This window comes from Amycolatopsis sp. NBC_00355 (genome assembly GCF_036104975.1).
Taxonomy (GTDB): domain Bacteria; phylum Actinomycetota; class Actinomycetes; order Mycobacteriales; family Pseudonocardiaceae; genus Amycolatopsis.
The window spans coordinates 6,909,184-6,935,209 of record NZ_CP107982.1 but is presented as its reverse complement, the minus strand read 5'-3'; the positions used below and the strand labels follow the sequence as shown (position 1 = coordinate 6,935,209).

Here is a 26,026-nt window from a genome sequence, read left to right as displayed (position 1 = left end):
TCAGTGGACCCCGCGGTCGCCGTCGGTCCAGTGGCGCTTGCGCAGCTCGCGCTTGAGGATCTTGCCCGCGCCGGACATCGGGAGCGCGTCGGTGAACTCGAACGTGCGCGGCACTTTGTAGCCCGCGATCGCTTCGCGGCAGAAGTCGCGCAGCTCGTCACCGGTCGCGTCCCGGCCGTCGAGCAGCACGACGACGGCGTGCACCCGCTCGCCCCACCGCTCGTCCGGCACGCCGATCACCGCGCACGCGGCCACCGACGGGTGCCGCGCGAGCGCGTTCTCCACCTCGGCCGAGTACACGTTCTCGCCGCCGGACACGATCATGTCCTTGATCCGGTCGACGACGAAGACGTACCCGCGCTCGTCCATGTAACCGCCGTCGCCGGTGTGCATCCAGCCGCCGCGCAACGCGGTCGCCGTCTCCTCCGGCCGGTTCCAGTAGCCGAGCATCACGTGATCGCCGCGGCAGACGATCTCGCCCACGCTGCCGCGCGGCACCTCGACGTCGTCGGCGTCGACGATCCGGACCTCGGCGTGCGGCGCCGCGCGACCGGCGGCCCGGCGCAGCGCGGGGTCGTCGTGGTCCTCCGACGACAGCAGCGTCGCGACCGGCGACAGCTCCGTCATGCCGTACGCCTGCACAAAACCCGCGCCGGGGAAGACTTTGCGCGCGCGGTCGAGCACGGCTTCGGAGATCGGCGAAGCGCCGTAGACGACGTGGTTCATCGACGTCAGGTCGTACTCGGTGACGCCGGGGTGGTCGACGAGCAGCTGGATCATCGTCGGCACCAGCAGGGTGTCCGTGACGCCGCGGCCGCTGATCGCCTCGAGCACGCCGACCGGGGTGAACATCGGGACGATCACGTGCGTGGCGCCGACGAGCTGCCCGGCCGCCCAGGCCGCGCCGTCGGCCAGGTGGAACATCGGCGCGGCGTGCAGCAGCTTGCCGCGGGCGGTGAGGAACCGGCCGGTGGCGAGGCTGCCCAGCGCCGACGTCAGCAGGTTGCGGTGGCTGAGCATGACGCCCTTGGGCGTGCCCGTGGTGCCGCCGGTGTAGTAGACGCCGAGCAGGTCGTCCCCGCCGCGGCGGGCGTCGTCGACCGGATCGGCGCCGGCGACGAGGTCTTCGTAACCCAGCATCCCGCCGGACGTCGGCGTCTCTCCGATGTGGACGACCGTGGTCACGCCGGCTTCGCGCAGCTTCGGCACCATCGGGACGAAGGCGTCGTCGACGAGCAGCACGCGCGTGTCGGATTCGGTGAGCGAGTAGGCGATCTCCGCCGGGCTCCAGCGGATGTTGATCGGGTTGAGCACGGCGTTCGCCCACGGCGTCGCGAGGAGGTACTCGTGGTAGCGGTCGGAGTTGAGGGCGAGGATGCCGACACGGTCACCGGCGCCGACACCGAGTTCCTTGAGCGCCCCGGCGAACCGGGCGACCCGGCCGGCGACCTCGCCGACGGTCCGCACCCGGTCGCCGAACTCGGTCATCGGCCGGTCGGGTCCCTGCTGCACGGCCTGGTGGAGGGTCTGCGTGAGGTGCATCCGCCGCTCCTTTGCGGTCCGGTTGCCTAGCGCTGATTCACATAGCCTAACGATGATTCACTTAGAAGGCCAGACCTCGACGACGACCAGGGCCGTCGAGGAGGAGAGGGTCAGAGACCGAAGCGGGACCAGGCGGCCTTCTGCGTCACGGCGTCGAGCACCGCGGAGGCGGCGGCCGGGGCACCGATGCCGAGGCGGGCCAGGAGCGGCCGCTTCGGTTCGGCGACCGAGATGTCGGCGTCCGGGTAGCGCTCGGTGATGATCTGACGAAGGCTGCCGAGGCCGTCGATCAGGCCCAGCTCCGCGGCCTTCGCGCCGAGCCAGACGTCCCCGGTGAAGAGGTCCTCGGTGTCGGTCAGCCGGTCGCCGCGGCGGTCCTTCACCCAGGTCACGAACAGGTCGTGGAGCTGGGTGTGCATCTTCTTCAGCCACTCGACGTCTTCGGCCTTTTCCGGCGAGAACGGGTCGAGCCGCGACTTGTTCGCGCCCGCCGTGTGCAGCCGGCGTTCGATGCCGAAACGCTCCAGCAGCCCGGTGAAGCCGAAGCCGCCGCTGATGACGCCGATCGAGCCGACCATCGACGTCCGGTGCGCGTAGATCTCGTCGGCCGCGCAGGCCAGCCAGTACCCGCCGGAGGCGGCGACGTCCTCGCAGAACGCCAGGACGGGCACGCCCTTCTCGTCGGCCAGCTGCCGGATCCGCTCGGCGACCAGGCCGGACTGCGTCGGCGCGCCGCCCGGCGAGTTGATCAGCAACGCGACGGCCTTGAGCCGCTCGTGGCCGAACGCCCGGGTCAGCGCGGACTCGACCGCGTTCAGGTTGATCGCGCCCCTGGCCAGCGGGGACGGCGACGGCGTGATCACCCCGTGCAGCTTCACCACGGCCACGACGTCCTTGCGCTCGACCCGGTCGGCGAGACCCGGGATCCGCGAAGCCAGCTTGTCCGTAACGCTCATGACGCCAGGCTAGCCGGAGTCAGCCCATGGGGAGGATGCCGGACCGGGTGCCGTTGACGCCGTTCGCCTCGGCGCTGTTGAGCTGCGACGGACCGCCCTGCGAGGGGACGTCGGCATCGGCGTCCGAGCTGTAGTCCGGCATGTTGGGCCGGACGCCGGGGACGAACTTGGGCACCCGCAGCGTCACCTTCATGCCGGCGCCGGGCGCGGTCTCGACCATCACCGCGTAGTCGTTGCCGAAGACCTGCTGCATGCGCTGGCTGATGTTGCCGAGCCCGACGTGCGCGCCGGTGCTGTGCGCGTTCTTGACGTCCTTCAGCCGCCGCGGATCCATGCCGATGCCGTCGTCCTCGACGCTGATCAGCGCCTCGGTGCCGTAGTCCTGCGCGATGACCGTGACGCAGCCGCCGCTGGGCTTGCTGGCCAGGCCGTGCTTGACGGCGTTCTCCACCAGCGGCTGGATGATCAGGAACGGCACGACGACGCTGAGCACCTCGGGCGCGATCTTCATCCGGACCTCGAGCCGGCCGCCGAAGCGGGCGTTCTCGATGGTCAGGTAGCGGTCGATGTTGCGCAGCTCCTCGGCGAGCGAGGTGAACATGCCCGACGAGCGGAACGAGTAGCGCGTGAAGTCGGCGAAGTCCTGAAGCAGCTCTCGCGCCTCTTCGGGGTCCGTGCGGATCAGCGCGGAGATCGTGTTCAGCGCGTTGTAGACGAAGTGCGGCGAGATCTGCGCGCGCAGCGCCTTGATCTCGGCCTGCTGCAGCTGCTGCTTCGACTCGTCGAGCCGGGACAGCTCGAACTGCGTGCAGACGAACTGGGCGACGGCGTCGGCCATCTGCACCAGCCGGCCGCGGGTCCGGCCGACGACGATCAGCGCCGCCTCGGTCTCGCCCTCCACCAGCAGCGGCACGATCACGGCGGTCTTCATCCGGCAGGTGCCGCGGTGGTTGCAGGGCATCCGGTCGTGCGCGACGACCTCACGGCGGTGCTTGCGGATGGCCGCGCTGATCGCGTCCACGAGGTCGACGTAGTGCTCGTTCGCCTCGCCGTCCCACGACAGCAGCGTGCCTTCGCTGTCGGTGATGCCGACGGCGACGCAGTCGAGCATCTGCAGCAGCTGCGTGGTGATCTTGTCGGCGGCGTCCTCGTCCAGGCCTGAACGGAGGTTCGGCGCGGCTTTCGACATCCGGTGGACCGCCTGCAGCATGGCGTCCTCGACGACGCTGGCCGGCTTCCGCTGCTTGAACAGCAGCACGATCACCACGATGCCGAGCAGCACCGCGAGACCCCACGGGACGATCTGCGCAAGCGGAAACCCGGACACGGCGTCCATGCTCTGCGCTCGACCAACCGGGTGCAAGGCCTGATCCCACTTTCTGTTCAAACGTGACGACCGAGGGTGGGGATGACCCTACTAAGAGTCGGGTGGTGGCCCCCATGGTCACAGTCAGCAACGCGCGGGAGGCTTGTGCTGTTCCGCCGATCCCGGGGAAATCGGCAGGAAGGGCGTGGTTTCGGGGACCGCGACCGAGGGGTGCCGGCGTGGGGACCGGCGACGGCGGAGCACCTGCCGCCGAATGGGGGAATCCGGTGCGTGACGTCGTGACCACGCGTGTCACGCACCGGATCGGCGCTACTTCAGCAGCCGGGACATCCGGCGATCGGCCAGCGGCTTGCCGCCGGTCTGGCAGGTCGGGCAGTACTGGAACGACTTGTCGGCGAAGGAGATCTCACGGATCGTGTCGCCGCAGACCGGGCACGGCAGCCCGGTGCGGGCGTGCACCCGCAGCCCCGACCGCTTCTCGCCCTTCAGCCGCGCCGCCTTCTGGCCGACCGAGCGCTCGACGGCGTCGGCCTCGATCTCGTGGATCGCCTCGGCGAGGACTTCCAGCGCGCCTTCGTCGAGCTTGCCGATCGTGGCGTACGGCGAGAGCTTCGCGCGGTGCATGATCTCGTCGGAGTAGGCGTTGCCGATGCCGGCGATCAGCGACTGGTCGGTCAGCGCCCACTTCAGCCTGGTGTTCTTCCCGGCGAACAGCTCCCGCAGCTGGGTGGCGTCCAGCGCCAGCGCGTCCGGGCCGAGGCGGGCGACGCTCGAAATCTCCTGCGGGTCCTTGACGATCCACACCGCGAGGCCCTTCTTCGTGCCGGCCTCGGTCAGGTCGAACCCCGGCCCGGTCGCCGACTCGAGGTGCACCCGCAGCGAGATCGGGCCCTTGCCCGGCTTGAGCGGCGTCGCGGACAGCCCGTCCGACCAGCGCAGCCAGCCCGCGCGGGCCAGGTGGATGACCAGGTGCAGGTCACCGGCGACGAGGTCGAGGTGCTTGCCGTGCCGGGTCGCGTGGGTGATCTCGCGGCCGTGCAGGTCGGTCCACGGCGGGGTCGCCGTCTTCAGCACGCTCAGCGATGCGACATCGATCCGGAAGATCGTCCGACCGACCGCGTTCTCACGCAGGTAGTGGGCCAGCGCTTCGACCTCGGGTAACTCGGGCATGCCCTCAGTCTCACCCTTTCGGCCGAAATCCGGTACCGGCTACTCGACCGGGTGCAGCGGCCCGTCGAAGTCCGGCAGCGAGTGGCGCTGGATGGTCTTGGAGATCTTCTTGACCTCACCCTGCACGGTGAACATGCCGCGGATGGTGCCGACCCAGCGCTCGGACGGCCGGTCACCGGTCATGTCGCCCTCGGTCTCCGCGACGACCGTCCACGGCCGGCGCAGGATCCACCGCAGGGGGAAGAACAGCATCACCAGCAGCAGCGCGAGCAGCACCCACGCCGGCACGCTGACCTGGTCCGGGGTCCACACGACGAGGATCACGGCCAGCAGCACGGTCACCACGATCATCGCGATGCCCGGACCGTACGTGCCCGCGACGTCGTGTTCGAAGTCGTCGGCCGTGGCCGGTGCCCGCCATTCCATCTGGGCACGGACCACCCAGTCGCGGCCGTCTTCGCCGCGCACCAGCCGGTTCATTCAGTAGCCTCCCGGGCCGCCCGCAGGGTGAGCGTCACCACGGTACCGTGCGCGGCCTCGCCCGCGCGAGGGCGGAATCGGACATCCCGCCACGCGGAGTTGATCACCGCTGTTCAGGAGCCCGCCGACGCGGTCGCCGTCGAATCCGGTGATTCGCCCGAATCGGTGACTTCCGAGGTGCTGCCCGGGCACGGCTTGCCCGAAGTCGGCGTCACCGTCGTGGACGGCTCGGCCGACGGTTCCGTGGCCGCGGAGTCGTCGCCGGACGGCTCGGGCTTGGTGGTCTCGGTCGGCGAACCCGTCGGGCGGCCGGTCGGCGACAGCTCGGGCTCGTCGGCGCTCTCCGGCACGTCGGGGTCACTCGACTCGGTGATGGTCAGGTCCGGGCTCGGCGTCTCCGTGTCGAGCCGCGGCAACGTCGAGGAGTGGTCGGGGGCGCTGAAGGTCGACGGGGCTTCCTCGTCGTCACGCGGGGCGAGCCCGCCGGTCCCGTTCCCGGTGTCGCCGGCGGAGGTGGTGGTGCCCGCCGGGGCGTCGCCGCCCGGCACGCTCGGCAGCTCGTTCGCGCCGAGCTGGTTCCCACCGCCGCGGGACGCCCGGCCCGGGATGGCGATCCCGGTGCCGCGGCCGTTGAGCACACCGATGCCGATCCGCGGGTCCTGCTGCGGCTGGGGCGGCGGCTGGTGGTGCGCCCCGCTCGGCGGCACGACCACGAGCTCCGGCGCGCCGCCGGTCAGCCCGACGTCCTGCACCGGCGCCGAACCGAACAGCACCGGCCCGGCGGCAACGCCGACCGCGCCCACGGCCGCGGTCGACGCCAGCGCGAGCCCGATCTTGACCTTCGAGCCGACCAGGACACCCTTGACGGTGGCGCCGAGCCCGGCCAGCACCCCGCTGCCGCCGACCGCGGCCCCTGCGGCCGGCACCAGCAGCACCAGCACACCGGCGTGAGCGCGCAGCGACGAGCAGACGTCGCGCAGTTCGTCCTGGGTGGCGCGGCACGACGGGCAGCCGTGCAGGTGCGCCTTGATCCGCTCGGCCTCGGCCCCGGTGACACTGCCCGCGGTGAACCCGCCGAGCTTCTCGACGACCGCGCGGCACGAGTCCGGCCCGCGGTTCACCGAAAGGTGGGCCTGCAGGTAGGCCGCGCGCAGCCCCTGGCGGGCCCGGCGGGCCAGCGCCGCGGTGGCGTTCGCGCTCAACCCGAAGTGGGTGGCGACCATGGAAGGCTGCTCACCCTCGACCTCGGTCTGCCACAGCACGGTCCGCCAGCGCTCGGGCAGGCTGGTGAACGCGGTGGTGATCAGCGTGTGCTCGGCCGTGCGGGCGTGCGTGTCCGCGCCGGCACCGGCGCGGAAGGTCAGCTCGTCGTCGGAGACCGGGACGTCGCGGCGCGCGCCGTGCCACTCCCAGGACACCCGGCGGGCGACGGTCAGCAGGTAGGCGCGGACATAGTCCCGAGGACCGGAGCCGCGGCGCAGCGCCTGCAGCACGCGGAAGAACGTCTCCGCGGTGATGTCCTCGGCCTCGGACCGGTCGGACGCCAGGCTCTGCGCGAGTCTCCGGACGGCGGCGGCGTGCAGCTCGAACAGCTCCCCGAACGCGGCGTCCTCGCCGTTTCGAAGTCGATGCAGCAGTGCCTGCTCGTCGGATTCCGAGGCCGCTGGTGGCGGCACCGTGCCCAGCTCGGTCATCCGGCCCGGCACCTCCTCCCCGAAGGTCTCCCCACTCGGTCGAATGGGGACACCATACGGAGGGAATCAGCCGTCGTCACCCCTTGTACGCCAGCTGTGACACCGAAGCACCGGGTCAGGGCACTGGGGGACCCGCTCATCGGAGCAGTTTGGCGAGGGTATAGAGTTCTTCTCACAGCAGCCGCAAGGACGCTGTACGCGGATGTAGCGCAGCTGGTAGCGCATCACCTTGCCAAGGTGAGGGTCGCGGGTTCGAATCCCGTCATCCGCTCAGGTTCCGAAGGGCCTGTGTCGACAGAAAGCGTCGACACAGGCCCTTCGCCGTTTCACCCGGGGGGCCGAGCCCCCCGGACCCCCCACGGTGCCTTTCTTGGGCTTCCGGGGCTGCCGCTGCTTCTCCGGGCTCGCCTAGCGCTGACTCTCTCCGCGCTTGCCTGGTGCTGGTTCTCTCCGCGCTTGCCTGTGCTTTTCTCGGTGTTCCGGTGGGTACTACTCCTTGCGTCTTTCGGTCCATTGTCTGGACCGATGGCACCAGCCTCGCGGTGGTGAAGTTGGGCCGGGCGGTGGTCTGAACCATTGACGTGAATTCTTCACACTTCTGGGGTACCTGTTGTGAGAGGAGTCACATGGTCAAGAAGCTCGTCCTCGCCGTCGCAGCCGCTCTCGCCCTTCCGCTCCTGTTCACCGGTGTCGCCTGGGGCCACGGCTACACCACCACCCCGCCCAGCCGGGCGTACAAGTGCAGCACCGGCGCCGTGACCGGCTGCGGCGCCATCCAGTACGAACCGCAGAGCACCGAAGGCCCGAAGAACTTCCCCAGCGGTGGGCCCGCCGACGGGAAGCTCTGCTCCGCCGGCGTCTCACGCTTCGCCGAACTCGACGACCAGCGCGGTGGCACCTGGCCGGCCACCAAGCTCACCAGGGGCGCGACCTACACGTTCAAGTGGACGCTGACCGCGGCCCACTCGACGACATCGTTCCGCTACTTCGTCACCAGGAACGGCTGGAACCCCTCGGCGCCGCTCACCCGGGCGCAGCTGGACACCACGCCGTTCCTGACCGTGCCCTTCAACGGCCAGCGACCCGGCACCACGGTGTCGCACAGCGGCAAGCTGCCGGCCGGCAAGAGCGGGCGGCACATGATCCTCGCCGTCTGGGACATCGCCGACACGGCCAACGCGTTCTACCAGTGCTCGGACGTTACTTTCTGACCTGGTTCGTGCCGGTTCGGCCACGGTTTTCACTTCGTGTTCCGCTCGCGTTCCCGGTTGCCACCTTTTCGGGTGACAACCGGGAAACGAAGGTGTCAGCCATGACCGAACTGACTCGTCGCCGTCTTCTCGGATCTGCCGCCGGGGTCGCCGCCACCGCGGCCGCGGCCACCCTGATGCCCCCGAACGTCCAGCGCGCGCTCGCCCAGGGCGCCCCCAAGCACGGCTCGCTGAAGGACATCGAGCACGTCGTGCTGCTGATGCAGGAAAACCGCTCGTTCGACCACTACTTCGGCACGCTGTCCGGCGTCCGCGGGTTCGGCGACCCGCACGCCGCGCGGCTGCCGGACGGCAAACCGGTCTTCTACCAGCCGGACGCCGAGAACCCGGCGGGTTACGCGCTGCCGTTCCACCTCGACACGCACGCGACCAACGCGCAGAAGATCCCGTCGACGTCGCACGCGTGGCAGGTCCAGCACGACGCCTGGAACGGCGGCAAGATGGACAGCTGGCTGCCGGCGCACCGCAAGGCCGACGGCAAGAACGGCCCGTACGTGATGGGTTACCACACCCGCGCGGACCTGCCGTTCCAGTTCGCGCTGGCCGAGGCGTTCACCATCTGCGACAGCTACCACTGCTCGGTGTTCGGCCCGACCTGGCCGAACCGGATGATGTGGATGACCGGCACGATCGACCCGGACGGCGAGCACGGCGGCCCGATCCTCGACAACAAGGCGCCGGCCGGCGGCTACACCTGGACGACCTACGCGGAGCGGCTGCAGGCGGCCGGCGTCAGCTGGAAGGTGTACGAGCAGACCGACACCTACGGCTGCAACATGCTGGAGAACTTCGCGAACTTCAAGAACGCGCCGGCCGACTCGCCCCTGGCGGTCAACGGCCTCACGCACCGGCCCGAGGGCCAGTTCGAGTACGACGCGCGCAACGACAAGCTGCCGACGGTCTCGTGGATCATCTGCACCTCGACGGCGTCGGAGCACCCGCAGTACACGCCGGCCGAGGGCGCGGCGTTCGTCGCGTCGAAGATCGACGCGATCGCCGCGAACCCGGAAGTCTGGGCCAAGACGGTCTTCATCCTCAACTACGACGAGAACGACGGCCTCTTCGACCACATCGTCCCGCCGACCCCGCCCGCGGGCACGCCGGGCGAGTTCGTCACCAAGACGTCCCCCGGCGGCACCCCGGGCAACGGCCTCCCGGTCGGCGCCGGCTACCGCGTCCCGGCCATCGTGATCTCGCCGTGGACCGCGGGCGGCTGGGTGTGCAGCGAGAACTTCGACCACACGTCGACGCTGCGGTTCCTGGAGAAGGTGACGGGCGTGGCGGAGCCGAACATCTCGCAGTGGCGCCGGCGCACCTTCGGGGACATGACGTCGGCGTTCCGCTTCGACGACCACAAGTCCGAGCCGCCGGTGCTGCCGGACACGTCGGGCCCGCTGACGCTGTCGCGGTACGAAGCGGCGAACCTGCCGGCGCCGACGTTCCCGGGCACCGGCCAGCAGCCGCCGAAGCAGGAGCCGGGCGGCCGGCCGCGGGTGCCGCGCCACTGAGGTCCTGGACGGCCACCCTCTTTCGCGAGGGTGGCCGTTCCCCGTCACACGGTCGTTTTGTAGGGATCGTGCTCGGCGAGCAGCTTGTCGAGCCGGGCCTGGTCGACGCGGGAGACGACGGAGGTCTCGTCCTGTCTGTCCCGCACGCACTTGGCGAGCGTGAACGCCGAGGTGACCAGGTAGAGCATGCCGAGGGCGAGAAAGCCGCGGACCCAGCCGTTCACCGGCAGGTACACGATCCCGGCGGTGACGGCGGCCAGGGCGAGCCCGAACGAGAGGGCGGCCTGCGCGTAGAACGCGGTGGTGGTGGGTGACGCTGCGGAAGAACCGGACTTGGTCATGTGACCACGGTCTCGCCGCGGACCCACGGGTGTCTTGAGCAGTACTACTCAGCCGGCATTGCGATGCGGCTACAGCTCGTAGACGTCCAGGACCGTCGGGGCCACCGGTGTGAGGTGCGGGTCTTCGCGCTCCGTTACCTGGCCTCGGGCCATGCGGTAGACGCGGAAGTCGTTGTCGTGCTCGGTGTCCTGGTCGTCCCAGACGTAGAGCAGGCCGTACGAGCCCGCGGCCAGCTCGCCGACCCTGGTGAACATCTCCAGGAGGTCGGGGGCCAGCTCGCCGCCGTGTTTGTCGAAGCCGCCGAAGTGGAGCATCGGCATGCCCGCGCTCCAGCGGAGGTCGACCAGGTCGAAGTCGCCCGCGTCGCGGATCGCGCGATGCACGCGGTCGACCAAGCGCTCCAGGAGCGCCGCGTCGTCATCGCCGCTCGCGGTCGCCTGGATGGTCACCCAGCCGTGGTATTCGAACACCGGCACAACGGTAGCAAGAGATCAACCAGCGCAGATGCCGGGCTAGCGGGCCAGCGCGGACGGCTTCCCGTCGCGGCGCAGGACGTTGCCCAGCACGCCTTCGCCGAGGCGCTCGAACGCCGACACCAGGGGCTCGCCGAACACGCAGAGCGTGCGCTCCCACGGGTGGCCGAGGGTGCCGAACGAGAAGTCCCGGGCCAGGAACAGGTGGTAGTCCGCGCGCGGGAACACCGGCACCGGCCAGCGGGCGCCCTCGGTCACCAGGTGCGGGCGGACGCGGTAGGACTGGTGCTGCCAGTGCAGCGCCCACAGCCAGTCGTCCGGGCTGCAGACCTCGCGGAACGCGGCCAGCGCGATGGACGCGACCTGGCGCTCGTCCACCGCGTACGGGCCGAGGCGGAACTCCGCCGACGCGCGGTCGAGGTCGCCGGGTGAAAGGTCCCAGGTGCGCGACGGCACGGGCTCGTGGAAGCCGGGCCAGGCGTGGGCGTAGGTGCTCGGCAAGAAGGCCAGCTTGTCGTACACCCAGTACCAGGCGGGCTCGTCGGCGACGCGGGAGACGGCTTCCCAGGCAGCATTCACTTTTTCGACCTCTGACTTGGCCAGGCACGAAAGAACACGCGAAAGCTTCGTGTTCGCTCTCCGGTTTGTCCAGTCCTCGTCCGCTCATCGCGAACTGTGTCACTCGACCGGGTGGGTTCTGTCAGGTTGTCACCATAGGGGTCATCTTCGTGCACGGGGCCTTCGTCCGCGACGGCGAGCAGTGGTGGCGGACGTCCTGCCGGCTCAGCCGACGACGTAGCCCAGCAGGAACTCCTTCTTCTTGCCCTCGCAGCCGGCGTCGAGCGAGTCGAAGTGGCTCGCGCCCGCGTCGCAGCGGTAGAGCGCCCGTGAACCGGACCAGGTCGGCGGGTCGGCGTAGACGTAGCCGAGCAGGCCGAGCGCCTGCTGGCCCTCGCACTTGCCGCTCTGGTCGGGCGAGGTGAACCAGTCCTTCTTGTCCTTCACCTTGCAGGCGAACAGCTTCCGGGTGCCCGGCTCGGCCGTCGCGACGAGCGAACCGAAGGCGCCTTCCTTGCTGAAGCCGGCCGGCGGGCCGACCTTCTTCGTCCCGCTGAAGTGGCCGCCGTCCGGGTGGTGGAAGCGGATCAGCGGCACCTTCACCGGATCCGGTTTACCCGCGGTCGACGACGGCGCACCGGAACTCCGGGACGGCGTGGGTTTCTTGCTGCTGCTGCTGCTGTGCTTCGTGGTCGCCGGCGTCGCGGAAGACGTCGGCGTGGGGCCCGGCGCGCCCGCGGCCACCGGCGTCGTGCTGTCCGGCTTCAGGAGGAAGATCGCGCCGAGCGCCGCGATCACCGCGACCGCCACGCCGGTCAGCACCAACGGCAGCCGCCGTTTCCGGTCCGCTGCGGCCGGCACCGCCTGGAAGGCGGTCGTCGGCAGGTCGGCCGGATCCACGGCTCGTGTCCGCGTGCCGGTGCGCGCGGCTTCCAGCAGCCGCCGCGTGCCGGCCGCGTCCAGCCGGTCCGAAACGGACTGCGTGAGCAGCCCGCGCACGGCGTCGGCGAGCGGGCCGCGGCAACGTTCGAGCACCGGCTGGTCGTACATGATCGCGTGCAGCGTCGCGGCCGTCGTCGTGCGCTGGAACGGCGCCCGGCCTTCGGCGGCGTGGAACAGCGTCGCGCCCAGCGACCAGAGGTCGGACGCGGGTGACGGCCCGGCGCCGGCGAACAGCTCGGGCGGCATGTACCCCGGCGAGCCCATCACGCCGCCGGTCTGGGTCAGGCCCGGGTCGTCCATCGCCCGCGCGATGCCGAAGTCGGCGAGCTTCACGCGGTCGCCGGGCAGCACCATGATGTTGCTGGGCTTGACGTCCCGGTGCACGATCCCGGCCGCGTGCGCGCTTTCCAGCGCGCTCAGCACCTGCAGGCCGAGCGCGGCGACGCGGTCGTTCGCCAGGTACCCCTCCCGGCCCACGAGGTCGGCGAGCGTCGGCGCGATCACCAGCTCCATCACGATGAACGTGGCGCCGTGTTCGCTGACGACGTCGTACACCGTGACGACGCCGGAATGGGTCAGCTGCGCGGCCGTGCGGGCTTCGCGCAGGACGCGCTCGAGGTGCACCGGCGAGGCGCCCGGCGGCGTGGCCAGCTCCTTCAGCGCCACCGGCCGCCCGAGGAACTGGTCCTCGCCGCGCCAGACGACGCCCATCCCGCCCCGGCCCAGTTCGGCCGAGATCGCGTACCTGCCCGCGACAAGTCTCATTCGTCGCCCCCCTGAGCTCGGGGCGATGTTAACCAGGGAGGCGCCGAGCGAACCCGGCGCCTCCCTGGCTCAGGCGACGTCCCAGAGCGTCAGGAACGCCGAGGCCTCACTGCGGGCCCAGGGCCGCAGCCGTTCGCGGTCGCGTGGGGTCAACTGGAACTCCTTCGCCCGGCGGACGTCGATCACCAGCGCCTCGCCGCCCGGCAGGATGTCCGGCATCGCCTGCTCCAGCACCCACAGCGCGAGCTGGGCCGACGACTTGGTCAGGGTTTCCTCCTTGAAGTACAGCCAGGTCGCGTAGCGCCGGCCGTTGCTCTTGCGGAGCCCCAGCTGCGGGCTGACGCCGATCTCGAGGTCGCCCAGCCGGCACCGGCCGCGGCCGACCTCGATCAGCCGGGGCGACTTGCGGCCGAGGTAGCGCAGCCAGCCCTCGGCGATCGCGCTGTAGTGCGGCTTCGTCCGTTCGTCCGCCGCGTTGACCAGCGCCCGCAGCGCCACCTCGTCCTGGTTCGCCGCGCGTCCCGACCGCACGGCGTTGGCCGCCCGCCGGTAGTAGTTGAACGCGGCCCGCGCCGGGTCCTCGTACAACCGCCGCTGGCGCCGCACGAACGACGACCGCGACGGACCGGAACTGGCGCTGTAGCCCACGAATGTGGGCAGGGTGATGTAGGCCATGGCCCTGCCTTCCTCCATCACACCACCCGCGGTTGCGAGCGGCATCTCCCCTGTACAACGCCAATTTTAGAACATATGTACGACAGTTTCGGGGTCCTGACGGGTGACGCGGGGAGGTTGCCCGGCGGGACTCCCGAAATCCGGCGACTTGCGCTACGTTGCCGATCAACCTCAAACCGCAACCTCGCTGGTCGGCAGCCCGTGCCAGACTGATGCCCCGAATGGTGGATGGGGGTCCAAGGATGAGCTGGCAGGAAGAGCTTCGCCGCCTCGACGCGGAGCTTGCCGAAGGTCGGATCGAGCCCGCTGACCACCGCAAACAGCGGGACGAGCTGCTCGCACAGGCCTCCGGATCGACGGTTCCGTCACCGGTGCCGTCCCCGCTACGCCGTCCGGGTGAAGCCTGGCGGAGCACCAACCCCGCCGGCCACCCCTCGCAGGCCCAGCAGGGCCCGCCGCCGCAGCGCATGGAGTCGCCGCGGCCGATGGTGCCGCACGCACACGCGCACGCGCAGCGGCCGCACCCGCCGTGGCAGCGCACCGGGCTGCCGAAGGCGATGTCGACCAGCAGCGTGCCGGCCCTGCCGGACCACATGACCACCGCGCCGAGCCCGGCCGACATCACCCCGACCCGCTACCTGCGGGTCGACGGCCAGGTCGAGCAGCCCCCCGGCAGCCGGTTCCCGCCGATCACGCCGCCGGGCGGCGAGACCCAGCAGCACGAAACCGAGCCGGCCGACGACGGCCCCGGGAAGCACCGGTGGGGTGTCGACGACGAGGAGTCGTCCGGGCGGACCTGGACGACGTGGCCGTTCATCGCCCTCGGCGTGCTGGTCGTGCTCGGCATGATCATCGGCGCGACCATGTGGCTGGGGAAGGACGACCCGGCGCCGAACGCGCTCACGACGTACACCCCGAGCGTGACGCAGCCGCCGGCCGCCGCGGCCCAGCCGCAGCTGGAGGACCAGGTCCCGCCGCTGCCCGGCGTGCAGCACCCGGAGAGCTCGACGATGTCGCTGGCCAAGGGCCTCGACCTGAACCTCTACCCCAAGGAGACCGCGCAGGTCTTCTCGCAGCACGGCGTCACGCAGCTCGTCTACCGCGCGTCGAACTCCGGCGACACCGGGTTCCTCGCCTACGCGATCCCGACGGAGAACGAAGACGGCGCGAAGGCCGTCGTCGAGTACCTCCGCGCCGCAGCCGACGCCGGCGGGTTCAAACCGCTCGACGCCGACGGGAAGGTCGTCAGCGGCCGCAGCGGCGAGCAGCGGATGGACGGCACCTGGTACACCTCGGGCAAGGTCGCCGTGGTGCTCTGGGCGTCCCTGCCGTTCAACCAGGACAAGGCCGGGCTGAAGACCAGCCTGGACAACGCGCTCGCGGTGTTCCAGAAGGCCTTGCCGCCCAGCTGATCACGCCCCGTCGAGCACGCCCTCCAGGGTGCGGCGGGCGACGTCCGCGCCGAACAGGCGGTCCACCACGGTCTTGCCCTCTTCGGACAGCCGCTGCCAGAGCTTGTCGTCGTCGAGCAGGGTGACGATCTCCTCGGCGAGCTCCTCGGCGGTGCTGCCGACGAGGACGTCCCGGCCGTGCGTCAGATGCATGCCCTCGGCGGCCAGCGGGGTGGCGACCACGGGGACGCCGTACCCGAGGCTCTCCCCCAGCTTTCCCTTGACGCCGGCGCCGAAGCGCAGCGGCGCGACGACGGCCCGGGCCTCGCGGTAGGCGCCGTCCAGGTGCTGCACCCAGCCGCGGACGACGACACCCTCGCGCTCGAGGTCGAACATCTCCTGCGGCGGGTTGCTGCCGACGATCTGCGCGACCGCGTCCGGCCGGCGGCGCCGCACCAGCGGCATGATCTCGGTCGCCAGCCAGCGTGCCGCGTCCCGGTTGGGCAGGTGGTCGAAGCTGCCGACGAACAGCACCCCCGACCGTCCTTCCGGGACGGCCACCGAGCCGTCCGCGTGGTGCACGTTGGACAGCACCTCGACCCGCGCCGACGGGACCAGCTCGGCCAGCAGCGCACGCTCCACATCGGACACGACGAAGGTGACGTCGGTGGCGCGGGTCAGGCCCAGCTCGGACTCCCGCAGCACTTCGGCGCGGCGCCGCAGCGTCAGCTCCTCGCGGGTGTCGCCGAGCTGCGCGGCCAGGTCGGCCTGCCGGTTGAGCCGGACGAAGTGCAGGTCGACCGTGTCGTAGGCGATGAGGCAGTCCGGCGCGTGCTCGCGGACCTGCTCCAGCAGCTGCCAGGCGACGTGCGGCCGCGACAGGACGGTCAGCTTCAGGTCGGCGCCGGCTTCGCGCAGGAACTCCAGCTGTTCGCCGAGCCCGGTGACGACGGTGACGCCCGCGCGGTACAGCGCGCCGGCGTACGGCTCGGGGAGCGCGTTGTTGAGCGGCATGAACACGACGCGGTGGCCGAGCCCGACGAGCAGCTCGAGGATCCGGAACATCCGCACGGAGCCGGAGTCCTTGTCCGGCATGGGCACCTGGTGGTCGGCGACCAGCACGGTGCCGCCGCGGTGGCCGTCCTTCGTGCGCTGCCGCCCGGCCCACACCGCGCGCGGGCTCGCCTCGGGGAAGTGGTCGCGCAGCTGGACGCTCCACTTGTCGACGAAGACGCCGCGGTTGAGCTCCTGGTGCCGCTTCACGCCCGAGGAGACGTCCGTGCCGTTGGTGATGCCTTCGTGGTGCACGACGACCGACGCGGGCTGGACCATCGTCCGGTACCCGGCCGCCCGCACGGCGAACGCGAGATCGGTGTCCTCGTAGTAAGCGGGCGAGAAGCGCGTGTCGAAGCCGCCGACGCGCTCGAACAGGTCGCGGCGGACCATGAGCGCCGCGCCGGAGCAGTAGTCGACGTCGCGCAGCGCCTGGTACCAAGGCGCGTCCGGCGACTGCAGCCGCCCGTAGTTCCAGCCGGTGCCGTCGGCCCAGATGATGCCGCCGCACTCCTGCAGCCGGCCGTCCGGGTAGACGAGCTTCGAGCCGACGAGCCCGACGTCCGGGCGCGTCTCGACGACGCCGACGAGCTCGTCGAGCCAGCCCGCCGTGACCTCGGTGTCGTTGTTCAGGAAGAAGATGAAGTCGCCGCGGGCGTTCTCGGCGCCGAGGTTGCAGGCGCCGACGAACCCGAGGTTCTTCGGCGCGCGGACCAGCCGGACCCCGGCGCACCCGGCGACGCGGTCGGCGGAGTCGTCCCGCGAGGCGTCGTCGACGACGATGACCTCGAACGGCGTCGAGGGCAGGTGCCGCTGGATCGAGTCGAGGCAGCCGCGGGTGAACGGCCAGTTGCCGTAGACCGGGATGACGACGCTGACGATCGGCTGGTCGCTGGTGGTCACCGCGACCGGGCCGGGTACCGCGGCGGGCTGGCCGGGCAGCACGCCGGCCGGGCGCCCGAGCGCCGTCTCGTAGAAGTCGCGACGGCGGGTGCCGCGGGGCGCGAACTTCTCGATCGAGCCGCGGTACTTGCCGATCGCGCGCTGCACGAGCGCGGACGTCTCGGCGCGCAGCTTTTCGTTCTCGGCGGCGAGCCGGCCGATGGTGTCGGAGAGGCCGGAGTTGTTGCTCGCCAGCCACTCCAGCCGTTCGCTGTCGTAGCCGGCCTTGCGCTGCAGGCGGTTCAGCTCGTCGGCCGCGCGCTGCCGGTCCTCGCGGGCGCGGTCGGCCTGGCGCAGCGCCTCGTCGCGTTCGGTCGCGGCCTGCCGCTCGGCGGCCGTCATCTCGGACAGCTGAGTGGTCAGCTGGGAGACGGACGCGGTCGCCTGCGCGCGCTCGGCTTCGGTGCGGCCCAGCTCGTCACGCAGGCGGCCGGCCTCGGCGGCGGCGCGCGCGACGAGCGTCAGCTTCGGGTCGACCATCGCGGACGTCGAGGGCACGTCGATCGGCTTCGCGGAGGCGACCGAGACGAAGTAGGTGTGCGGCGCGCCGGTTTCGACGACCCAGCCGTCGGCGTCGTCCTGCGCCACGGTGAGGACCTCGGCGCCGGAGCCGGCGCCGTTGTCGTGGATCAGCGAGCCGACGGCGACGTTCTGGCGCAGCACGACGACGTGCTCGAAGCTGCCGGCGAGCAGCGACCGGAACGCGGACTCGGTCAGCTCGTGCACGTGGTACGGGTTCTCGTTGCCGTGGTCGTGCGTGTAGACCTCGATGTCCGGCGTGCTGCAGAGGAAGACCCCGCCCGGCGCGAGCCGGGCCGTGACCAGCTCCATCAGCTTGTCCTGCTCGTCGACGTGCTCGATCGCCTCGAAGCAGGTGATGACGTCGAAGGTTTCGCCGTCAAGGGCCTTCGGGTCGGTGATCGAGCCGACCTCGAAACGCGAGTCCGGGTAGCGGGTCCGGGCGTGCTCGACGGTCCGCGGGTCGATCTCGAGGCCGACGACCTCGGCGGCCGTGCGCGCCAGCAGCGCGCCGCCGTAACCCTCGCCGCTGGCCAGGTCGAGGACGCGCTTGCCGTCGACGAACCGGGCCGCGAACGCGTAGCGGTGGTAGTGCTCGTAGATCACCTGGAGGTCTTCGGTCCACGGCACGCACCGCTCGCCGGTCCAGTCGATCAGCCGCTCGGCGTTCGTCCCCTTGCCCATGCCGGGCAGATTAGCTGCCCCAGCGGCCCCGCCGGGCCGCTACCTCACCTTTCGATCAGGGACAGCCCGACGAGGATGTAGGAGAGCGTCCGCCGGTCGCCGCCGAGCCCGGCGGTCAGCGACCAGTCGGCGTCGACGGACAGCCGCACCTGGCGGTGGGCGTCGAGCCGGACCGGCAGGACCTGCTCGACCAGCCCGGGTCCGACGTCGGCCTTCGCGACCGGGACGCCGTCCACGGAGACGGTGACGCCGCCGTACTCGGTGGCATCGTCCGGCAGGTAGGTGTGCAGTTCCAGGGCGCCGACCGCGGTGGTCGGCAGCAGCGGGAACTCGATCGACGGCGCCGCCCAGTCATCGTGGTAGAGGCCGTTGATCCGGCCGGTCGCGATCCCCGCGCCGCGCACCAGCTGTTCGCCGCCGGTGCCGCCGGGGCGGAACGAAGCGCGACCCGCCGGATCGACGACGCGGGTGTCGCGAACGGACCGTTCGGGCGTCCGGGTGCCGTGCACGCGCAGCGGCTGCGGTGTCGGGTGGAACAGCGCGGTCAGCCGCGTCCCGGTGACGACCCCGAGGTCGAGCAGGGCGTCGTCGAGCACGCCGACCTGGTCGAGCAGCTCGACGTGCACGGGGTTGTCCAGGTCGACGTTGTGGCCGTAGATCCGGTCGACGAACGGGTCGATCACGTTGCCGTAGGGCAGGAACAGGCTCGGGTGCAGGTGGTCGAGCAGCACCGGCAGGACGTCCTGGGCGCGGATGCCCTCGAAACCGTCGGCCGCGCAGTCGATGTCGACGAACTGCTCGTCGACCTGCCCGGTCAGCGCGTTGCGGCGCAGCTCCGGCGGCAGCGTCGCCCAGATCCGGTCGACGACCTCCAGGGCCTCCGGCCACCGGCGGTGCCCGTTGCGGCCGATCATGTCGTGCACGACCAGGACGCCGTCCCCGGTGAGGCTGCTCGTGATCTGCGCGTAGAGGTGTTCGAGGTCGAGCACGTGGTGCAGGGCCTGGAAGCCGACGACGACATCGTGCTCGGCGTCGGCGCGCCAGGTGTTGAAGTCCGCGGTGATCAGCTCGACGCGGTCGGCCACGCCCTGCTCGCGGGCGGCCGCCTCGGCGCGGGCCTGCATGTCCGGGTTCAGCTCCAGCAGCCGCAGCCGGACGTTGTCCAGACCGGCCTCGGACAGGCCGCGCAGCCAGCCGAGCTCCTGGTCGCCGTTGCCGCTGCCCAGCGACAGCACGACGGTGTCGCGGTCGAGCCGCGAAGCGCGTTCGGCGATCTGGCCGACGATCAGCTCGTCGATGCCCGGCACGCCGAGCGCGTCGAGCTTCGGCCGCACGTGCTTGTTGGACCAGCGGTGCGCCGACGGCGGCAGGTTGCCGTGGATGTCCTCCTGGTCGGCGAAGGTGTCCCGTTCCCGGGCCAGCCGCTGGTCGTAGCCCGGCCCTCGGCCACCGTTCATCGCACGTCCCCTCGCGTTCACCTGTTCGGGGCCGCCACGCTCCGGCCCGGCGCTAGGATACGGCCGTGTCCTCCCGTCCTCCGTCGCAGTTGCCCACCGACCCGGGCCTGCCGAGGACCCCGGAGTCCTGGCTGCCGAAGGAGCACAACCTCTACCGGCCCCGGCACAGCAAACGCCAGCGCACGGCGCTCGCCTGCGCGGCCTTCTTCTTCGTGACGCCGCTGCTGCTGTCCGCGGTCGGCGTGCACCCCACCGCCTTCGAGAACCGGCCGCTGCGGGACTTCCCCAGCCTGGGTGACGGCTGGGGCTTCTTCACCGGCATGGCCGGCTGGGCCACCGACCACCTGCCGCTGCGCCAGGCCGGCGTCCAGGCCGCCGACGGCATCAGCACCGGCGTCTTCGGCGACCCGCCCGGGTCCGGCCAGGGCACCAGCCACGAGGGCGGCACCGTCGGCGTCGACCAGGGCCAGCCCAGCACCGGCGACGTCCCGGGTTACGTCTACCCGACCGTGCTCCCGGGCAAGGACGGCTGGATGTACCTCGGCGAGGACGTCAACGCGCGGTGCCGGCCGGTGATGGACACCGATCACGTCGTCGCCGCGCTGCGGAAGCTGCGGGCCGCGGTCGAGAACTCCGGGCGGAAGTTCGAGCTGGTCATCGCCCCGGACAAGTACAGCGAAGAGCCGTCGCACCTGCCGGACAACTACGTCGGCAAGCCGTGCGCCCAGGCCCGCACCGCCGAGTTCTGGAACCGCGTGCCCCGCGAGACGGGCGCGATCGACCTGCGGCCCGCGCTCGCCGACGCCGAGAAGCGCACCGGCCACTCGCTGTACGACCCGAACGACACGCACTGGTCGTTCGACGGCGGCCTGGTCATGACGTACGCGCTGGGGCAGTCCATCCAGCCGGGCAGCACGGTCCGCTGGCAGGCGGCGCCGAACGGCACCCGGCCCTGGCCCGCGGACCTCGCCCGCGTGCTCGGCCGTGACGAGCAGCGGAAACTGACGACCTACAGCCTCTCGACCGACGGCGGCGCCGACCGCACCCGCTACATCGCCAGCGACTTCAAGACGCCGCTGCACCTGACCCAGCCCGACGGCGCGAAGCCGGCCGGTTCGATCGGGCAGAACACCGCTGTCGTGGCCGACTCGTTCACCCAGTTCGCGAGCCCGTTCCTGGCCGCGACCTGCCAGGACGTCACCATCGTGCACGCCGAGACGACGGCGCAGAGCAACGCGCGGGAACTGACCGGGTTGTTCGCCGACCGGGACGTGATCACCTTCGAACTGGTCGAACGGAGCGTGATCGGCGGATCGTCGCCGCTGCTGCGGAACCAGACCATCGACCAGCTCGCCGCCGTGCTCGCGCAACACCCCAGGTGACCTGGGAAGCGGGATCCGCCACCCGAAGGTAACGACGGGGTGGTGGGCGACGAACAGGTGAGCACACCCGTGCACAATGACTCCGTGCGGTCACGCGGCTGCACCCACACTCTCGCACGATTTCGCAGGCGATCTACCCGAAGGGGGTACCGGGGTGACCTGGCAGGAAGAGCTGCGCAGGCTTGACGAGGAACTCGCGGCGGGAAACCTGACGGCCGACGAGTACCGGTCGCGGCGTGATCGGGTGCTGTCCATGGCCGTCACGACCGGCGACAGCCAGGCCGCCCCCGCCCAGCCCGCGCCGCAGCAGCCGGTGGGCGACAGCGCCTCCGAGACCCAGATCATCGCGCCGGTGGCCCTGCCCGCGCAGCCGGCCGAGTCGGCCGAGGCGACGCAGGTCGTCTCCGCGTCCGACGCCGGGGGTGGCGAGCGGACCCAGGTCGTCCCGCAGTGGCAGCAGCAACAGCAGCCGCAGTACAGCCAGCAGTCGCCGGCCGGCGGGTTCCCGCAGCCGCAGCAGCAGTACGGGCAGCAGTCCCCCGCCGGCGGCTTCCAGCGGCCGCCGCAGCAGCCGTCCCAGCAGAACCCGTGGGGCGCGCAGCAGCAGGACGTCAGCCCGCCGTGGGGCGGCTCGGACTTCCCGCCGATGTCGCAGCCGGGCAACGCGGACTGGATCAGCCAGGGCCCGGAGAGCTTCCAGACGCAGCCGTCGTCCGGCAAGGGCAAGAAGATCGCCTTCGCCGTGATCGCCGTCCTGGTCGTGGCCGGCCTCGGCTACGGCGTCTGGGCGCTGTTCATCAAGGACAACGGCACCACGCCGCCGGTCGCCCAGCAGAGCACCACCCAGCAGCCGCCGCCGGCCCCGACGGTGAAGCCGCTGCCGGAGCCGCCCGCGGCCAAGCCCGAGCCGAGCGACAACTCCGCGGCGCTGGTCACCCCGGCCGGTACGACCCGCGCCGGTGGTGGCGAGTTCGACCTGGACAAGCTGCAGTCGGCCAAGTACCTGCCGACCACGGTCATCGAGAAGCTCAAGTCCGGCGGCATGACCGACGGCCTGCTCAAGACGACCAAGGACGGCGACGTCACGCTCGGCCTGTTCGCGCTGGAGCTGCCGAACACGCAGGCCGCGTCCGCGGTGGCGGCGGAGTACGCGAACGCCGAGCAGGAAGGCGGCCTGACCGCCAACCGCAACCTGTCCCTGCACGGCGTCCAGGTGTTCTCGGCGGCGGACAGCAGCCAGCAGGTCTACCGCGCGGTCTACGTCCTCTACAACCGGGTCGTCATCGTCGACTCGTTCGGCCCGTCCAAGGACGCGACGCTCGCCTCGTTCAAGACGCTGCTGACCGCCCAGGTCCAGAAGGCGCCGCCGACGGAGCGCACGAACAACTGAGCACGGCTTAGCCCGAAGGTGTGACATAGGCCGTGTCGGTGAACCCCCTCCCCCTCCCGGACGCCCTCTGAACAGAGCATCGTCCGGGAGAGGAGGCGCCGTGATCTGGATCTGCCTGGTCGGCGTCCTCGCCGTCGTGTTCCTGGTGCGGGCGGTTCGCCTGGTGCGGCGGGTCAAGCGCGGCTGAGCTGTGGTTGGGTCGTCGGCGTGCCCCAGCTCGTGACGCGCCGGATCACCCCCGCCGGCTTCCTGCTCGCCCTGTTGCTCTTCCTGTTCCTGCCGTGCATGGCCGCGTCCTGCGACGCGCCGGACGGCACCCGGGCCGCGGTGACCTACTCCGGCGCCGATCTGGCCTCCGGCCAGCAGAAGTTCACCGGGATCGACGGCCTCGGCCTGACCCCGGCGGAGCAGACGGCCGTCGAGGACAAGTTCGACATGCCGGGCCTGGTCCAGGTCCTGGCGATCGCCGCCGGGGTGCTGCTGGTCCTCGGCCTGGGGACGGCGTTGCTGCGGACGCCGAAGGCCCGCGCGCTGACCGCGGTCGTCCTCGCCGGCGCGGGTGCCGCGCTGCTCGTGGTGACCGAGGTGTTCGCGCTGCAGAACCTCACCGACTACACGCGGAGGATCGCGGCCACCGTCTCGACGCTGTCGACGAGCCGGCCCGACCTCGACGACGAAGCCAACGCCGCGGTCGACCTGCGGCCCGGGTTCTGGCTGCCGGTGAGCCTGCTGCTGGTCGTCTTCGTGCTGAACGTCTTCGTCGCGCTGCGCCGCTCCCGCGTCACGACCGACGTGGAGTGACCAGGCCGGACTCGTAGGCGAGCACCACCAGCTGGGCGCGGTCGCGGGCGCCGATCTTCGTCATGATGCGGCTGACGTGGGTGCGCGCGGTCGCCGTCGAGATCACCAGGTGGGCGGCGATCTCGTCGTTCGACATCCCGCCCGCGACCAGGCCGAGGACCTCGCGCTCGCGGTCGGTGATCTCGCGGACGGCGCTGGTGTCGATCCGCCGGTTCTCCGGGCGGCCGACGAACTCCTGGATCAGCCGGCGCGTGACGGTCGGCGCCAGCAGTGCCTCCCCGCTCGCGACGACGCGCAGCGCGCGCAGCAGCTCGACCGGCTCGGTGTCCTTGAGCAGGAACCCGCTGGCGCCCGCGCGCAGCGCCTCGTAGACGTACTCGTCGATGTCGAAGGTGGTCAGGACCAGCACTTTCGTGCCGGCGAGCTCGGGGGTCGCGGAGATCCGGCGGGTGGCTTCGAGGCCGTCGACGCCGGGCATCCGGATGTCCATCACGACGATGTCGGGTTTGTGCTCGATGGCGAGTGCGACGGCCTGCTCGCCGTCCCCCGCCTCGGCGCAGACGTCGAAGCCGTCCTCGGTCTCCAGCAGCACCCGGAACCCGGCGCGGACCAGCACCTGGTCGTCGGCCAGCAGGACGCGGATCATGCTTCTCCCTCGATCGGTAGTTCGACGAACACTTCGAAGCCGCCGTCGACCGGCTGGGCGGTGAAGCGCCCGCCGAGCGCCGCGGCGCGTTCGGCCATGCCCCGCAGGCCGTGGCCCGGGGTAGGCCGGCCGGTGCCGCGGCCGTCGTCGCGCACCCGGAGTGTGAAGGCACCCGGCGGCCGCCCGAACCGGACGTCGACGTGGTGCGGCTGGTCGGCGTGCCGGACGACGTTGGTCAGCGACTCCTGCAGGATCCGGTACCCGGCGGCGTCGACCGGTGCCGGGAGCTCGCCGGTCGCGCCGTGGACGTCGACCGTGAGCCCGGCGTCGCGCGCGTGGGCCAGCAGCTCGGCGGCCTGGGCGAGGCTCGGCGCGGGCGCCTTGTCCTCCCCGGACCGCAGCACGGCGAGAGTGGCGCGCAGGTCCTTGAGCGCGGACGCGCTGGCCTCCTTGATGTTGAGCAGCGCCTCCTTCGCCTGCTCGGGCCGCCGGTCGGCGACGTGCGCGGCGACCCCGGCCTGGACGTTGATCATGGCGAGGCTGTGCGCGACGACGTCGTGCACCTCGCGCGCGATCCGCAGCCGCTCCTGCTCGGCGAGCCGGTGGCGGTGCTCGTCGGCCTGCTCACGCCGGGCCGCGACGGCGGCGAACTGGTACCGGACGGCGGTGCCGATCCCGATCACCGCGACCAGCCAGACGACGAGGAACCCGGCGCCGAGGGCAAGCACGAACGACCCCGACGTGACGATGTGGGCCAGGTAGAGCACGGCCAGCGCACTCGCGCCGGTGATCCCGGCGACGAGTGGGCCGCGCTGCCGGGTCAGCACGAACAGCGCGATGGTCGGCACGACGATGACCGGCCCGCCGGGAAACCCCGAGGCGTAGTAGCCGAACGCGGACGCCGTCGTGACCAGGAAGAGCGTCAGCGGGAAGCGGTGGACGAGCAGCAGCGTCAGCGTGGTGGCGACGAGCCAGGCGCCGGCGAGCGGCGTCATCTGCGGCGAGCCGGGCTGCCAGCGCGACGCGCCGCTGGTCGCGCCGAGCACGAAGACCGTGACGACGACGGTGCGCACCCCGCGCCCCACCCACGGGGACAAGCGTGACTGCGGCGGCCGTCTCATACCGCGAAAACTACCGGTCGGCGGCGGTGACCGCGTCCGTCCGGAAGCGACTCTCCGCGTACGTCGGATGCCGTAGTCAGTCGAACATGAGCGGCAGCTTCGCCGCCGTCTCCGCGTCCGCCGGGGTGTAGGTCGACACGGTGATCTCCGAGCGGCGGCCGAAGTAGAGGTAGGTGAAGTTGAAGCACAGCAGCCCGACGTCCGGGTGCAGGTAGCGCTTGGTGCGGATCGGCTCGGAGTTGACGTCGTGGTGCGGCCAGAGCTCGGCGAACAGCGGCGACTCCGCCTTCAGCCGCTTGACCAGCTGCTTCCACGCCGGCTCGGCGACGTGCTCGGCCATCGCCGCGCGGAACGACGCGATGACGCGCGGGATGTTCGTGTCCCAGTCCAGCATCCGCTCGCGCCACCGCGGGTTGAGCAGGCACTGGACGAGGGTGTTGCGGTCCTCGAACGGGATCGCGTCGACGTCGCCCATCAGCCAGTTGTAACCGCGGTTGTAACCCAGCAGGTCGCAGCGGGCGTTGCGCACCGCGACCGGGTACGGCTCGAGCTTCTTCAGCATCATTTCCAGCTGCGGCGAGAGGACCTGGCAGTCCTTCCCGGTCTCCGGCGCGGGCGCGCCGGCCAGCCGGAAGAGGTGGGTGTGCTCGTGCGGGTCGAGGCGCAGGGTGCGCGCGATCGCCTGCAGCACCTGCTCGGACGCGTTGATGTCGCGGCCCTGCTCGAGCCACGTGTACCAGGTGACCCCGACCCCGGCGAGCTGCGCGACCTCTTCGCGGCGCAGCCCCGGTGTCCGGCGCCGGCCCACGAGCGGCAGGCCGACCTGCTCGGGCGTGATCCGCGCACGCCGGCTGCGCAGGAACCGCGCCAGCTCCTGGCGGCGGAGTTCGGATTCGACGGCCGTGGTCATGGTGCCAGGATCGCACGTCACCGGAAC

22 protein-coding genes and 1 tRNA gene are annotated in these 26,026 nt (G+C 71.3%); 7 read left to right on the top strand and 16 right to left on the bottom strand.

The annotated features are described in order from the left end of the window. The 6 genes from OHS18_RS31540 to OHS18_RS31515 all read right to left on the bottom strand — a co-directional run bounded on the left by OHS18_RS31540 (position 1) and on the right by OHS18_RS31515 (position 7,169). Positions 1-1,542, bottom strand: coding sequence for a long-chain-fatty-acid--CoA ligase (locus OHS18_RS31540; protein ID WP_442875291.1), 1,542 nt, complete (start codon positions 1,540-1,542; stop codon positions 1-3). Between the two features lie 110 nt (positions 1,543-1,652). Then, entirely contained in the window at positions 1,653-2,498 is an 846-nt protein-coding gene (locus tag OHS18_RS31535) for a S49 family peptidase (RefSeq protein ID WP_328446485.1), read from the bottom strand. A 19-nt stretch (positions 2,499-2,517) separates the two neighbouring features. Continuing rightward, positions 2,518-3,834, bottom strand: a complete 1,317-nt coding sequence (locus OHS18_RS31530) for a histidine kinase (RefSeq protein ID WP_328446488.1) — start codon at positions 3,832-3,834, stop codon at positions 2,518-2,520. Positions 3,835-4,134: 300 nt separating this feature from the next. Further along, entirely contained in the window at positions 4,135-4,995 is an 861-nt protein-coding gene (locus OHS18_RS31525; RefSeq protein ID WP_328446490.1) for an Fpg/Nei family DNA glycosylase, read from the bottom strand. 39 nt (positions 4,996-5,034) lie between these two features. Continuing rightward, positions 5,035-5,475, bottom strand: a complete 441-nt coding sequence (locus OHS18_RS31520; RefSeq protein ID WP_328446492.1) for a DUF983 domain-containing protein — start codon at positions 5,473-5,475, stop codon at positions 5,035-5,037. A gap of 113 nt (positions 5,476-5,588) precedes the next feature. Beyond that, entirely contained in the window at positions 5,589-7,169 is a 1,581-nt protein-coding gene (locus tag OHS18_RS31515) for a sigma-70 family RNA polymerase sigma factor (protein WP_328613332.1), read from the bottom strand. Positions 7,170-7,367: 198 nt separating this feature from the next. Here OHS18_RS31515 and OHS18_RS31510 point away from each other — a divergent pair. The 3 genes from OHS18_RS31510 to OHS18_RS31500 all read left to right on the top strand — a co-directional run bounded on the left by OHS18_RS31510 (position 7,368) and on the right by OHS18_RS31500 (position 9,948). Next, a tRNA-Gly gene (locus OHS18_RS31510) sits at positions 7,368-7,440 on the top strand. A 355-nt stretch (positions 7,441-7,795) separates the two neighbouring features. Next, positions 7,796-8,380 (top strand): lytic polysaccharide monooxygenase auxiliary activity family 9 protein, encoded by a 585-nt coding sequence (locus tag OHS18_RS31505; protein WP_328613331.1) that lies wholly within the window; start codon positions 7,796-7,798, stop codon positions 8,378-8,380. A 101-nt stretch (positions 8,381-8,481) separates the two neighbouring features. Then, the gene (locus OHS18_RS31500) at positions 8,482-9,948 is read left to right on the top strand and encodes a phosphocholine-specific phospholipase C (RefSeq protein WP_328613330.1); all 1,467 of its coding nucleotides are present in this window, start codon (positions 8,482-8,484) and stop codon (positions 9,946-9,948) included. Positions 9,949-9,992: 44 nt separating this feature from the next. On the opposite strand, the gene OHS18_RS31495 is transcribed toward OHS18_RS31500, so the two are convergent. The 5 genes from OHS18_RS31495 to OHS18_RS31475 all read right to left on the bottom strand — a co-directional run bounded on the left by OHS18_RS31495 (position 9,993) and on the right by OHS18_RS31475 (position 13,721). Continuing rightward, complete coding sequence (locus OHS18_RS31495; protein ID WP_328446498.1) at positions 9,993-10,289, bottom strand: YiaA/YiaB family inner membrane protein; 297 nt, start codon at positions 10,287-10,289, stop codon at positions 9,993-9,995. 69 nt (positions 10,290-10,358) lie between these two features. Beyond that, entirely contained in the window at positions 10,359-10,760 is a 402-nt protein-coding gene (locus OHS18_RS31490; protein ID WP_328446500.1) for an immunity 7 family protein, read from the bottom strand. 42 nt (positions 10,761-10,802) lie between these two features. Next, the gene (locus OHS18_RS31485; protein WP_328613329.1) at positions 10,803-11,342 is read right to left on the bottom strand and encodes a DUF2716 domain-containing protein; all 540 of its coding nucleotides are present in this window, start codon (positions 11,340-11,342) and stop codon (positions 10,803-10,805) included. Positions 11,343-11,546: 204 nt separating this feature from the next. Further along, entirely contained in the window at positions 11,547-13,028 is a 1,482-nt protein-coding gene (locus OHS18_RS31480) for a serine/threonine-protein kinase (protein WP_328613328.1), read from the bottom strand. Between the two features lie 69 nt (positions 13,029-13,097). Next, positions 13,098-13,721 carry a hypothetical protein gene (locus OHS18_RS31475; RefSeq protein ID WP_442875290.1) on the bottom strand — a complete coding sequence of 208 codons (624 nt, stop codon included), beginning with the start codon at positions 13,719-13,721 and terminating at the stop codon, positions 13,098-13,100. A gap of 224 nt (positions 13,722-13,945) precedes the next feature. Between OHS18_RS31475 and OHS18_RS31470 the strand changes: the two genes are divergently transcribed. Beyond that, positions 13,946-15,115 carry a hypothetical protein gene (locus OHS18_RS31470; protein WP_328613327.1) on the top strand — a complete coding sequence of 390 codons (1,170 nt, stop codon included), beginning with the start codon at positions 13,946-13,948 and terminating at the stop codon, positions 15,113-15,115. Here the strand turns inward: OHS18_RS31470 and OHS18_RS31465 are convergent, their stop codons facing one another. Both OHS18_RS31465 and OHS18_RS31460 read right to left on the bottom strand, forming a co-directional pair. Next, on the bottom strand, positions 15,116-18,292 hold the full coding sequence (locus OHS18_RS31465; RefSeq protein ID WP_328613326.1) for a glycosyltransferase: 3,177 nt from the start codon (positions 18,290-18,292) through the stop codon (positions 15,116-15,118). It abuts the gene before it with no gap. 44 nt (positions 18,293-18,336) lie between these two features. Then, positions 18,337-19,749, bottom strand: coding sequence for a class I SAM-dependent methyltransferase (locus OHS18_RS31460; protein WP_328613325.1), 1,413 nt, complete (start codon positions 19,747-19,749; stop codon positions 18,337-18,339). A gap of 65 nt (positions 19,750-19,814) precedes the next feature. Between OHS18_RS31460 and OHS18_RS31455 the strand changes: the two genes are divergently transcribed. From OHS18_RS31455 to OHS18_RS31445, 3 genes are all read left to right on the top strand, one after another. Next, positions 19,815-21,131: an alginate O-acetyltransferase AlgX-related protein gene (locus OHS18_RS31455; RefSeq protein WP_328613324.1), complete on the top strand. Its 1,317-nt coding sequence runs from the start codon at positions 19,815-19,817 to the stop codon at positions 21,129-21,131. Positions 21,132-21,285: 154 nt separating this feature from the next. Next, a complete protein-coding gene (locus OHS18_RS31450) occupies positions 21,286-22,521 on the top strand; it encodes a DUF1707 domain-containing protein (RefSeq protein WP_328446514.1) in 1,236 nt (411 codons plus the stop codon). A gap of 207 nt (positions 22,522-22,728) precedes the next feature. Next, entirely contained in the window at positions 22,729-23,322 is a 594-nt protein-coding gene (locus tag OHS18_RS31445; RefSeq protein ID WP_328613323.1) for a hypothetical protein, read from the top strand. Here the strand turns inward: OHS18_RS31445 and OHS18_RS31440 are convergent. The 3 genes from OHS18_RS31440 to OHS18_RS31430 form a co-directional block, all read right to left on the bottom strand. After that, positions 23,303-23,968, bottom strand: a complete 666-nt coding sequence (locus OHS18_RS31440; RefSeq protein WP_328613322.1) for a response regulator transcription factor — start codon at positions 23,966-23,968, stop codon at positions 23,303-23,305. The genes OHS18_RS31445 and OHS18_RS31440 overlap by 20 nt on opposite strands. After that, complete coding sequence (locus tag OHS18_RS31435; RefSeq protein WP_328446519.1) at positions 23,965-25,089, bottom strand: sensor histidine kinase; 1,125 nt, start codon at positions 25,087-25,089, stop codon at positions 23,965-23,967. Before OHS18_RS31435 ends, OHS18_RS31440 begins: the two co-directional genes overlap by 4 nt. A gap of 76 nt (positions 25,090-25,165) precedes the next feature. After that, complete coding sequence (locus OHS18_RS31430) at positions 25,166-25,999, bottom strand: helix-turn-helix transcriptional regulator (protein WP_328613321.1); 834 nt, start codon at positions 25,997-25,999, stop codon at positions 25,166-25,168. Positions 26,000-26,026 lie beyond the last annotated feature (27 nt).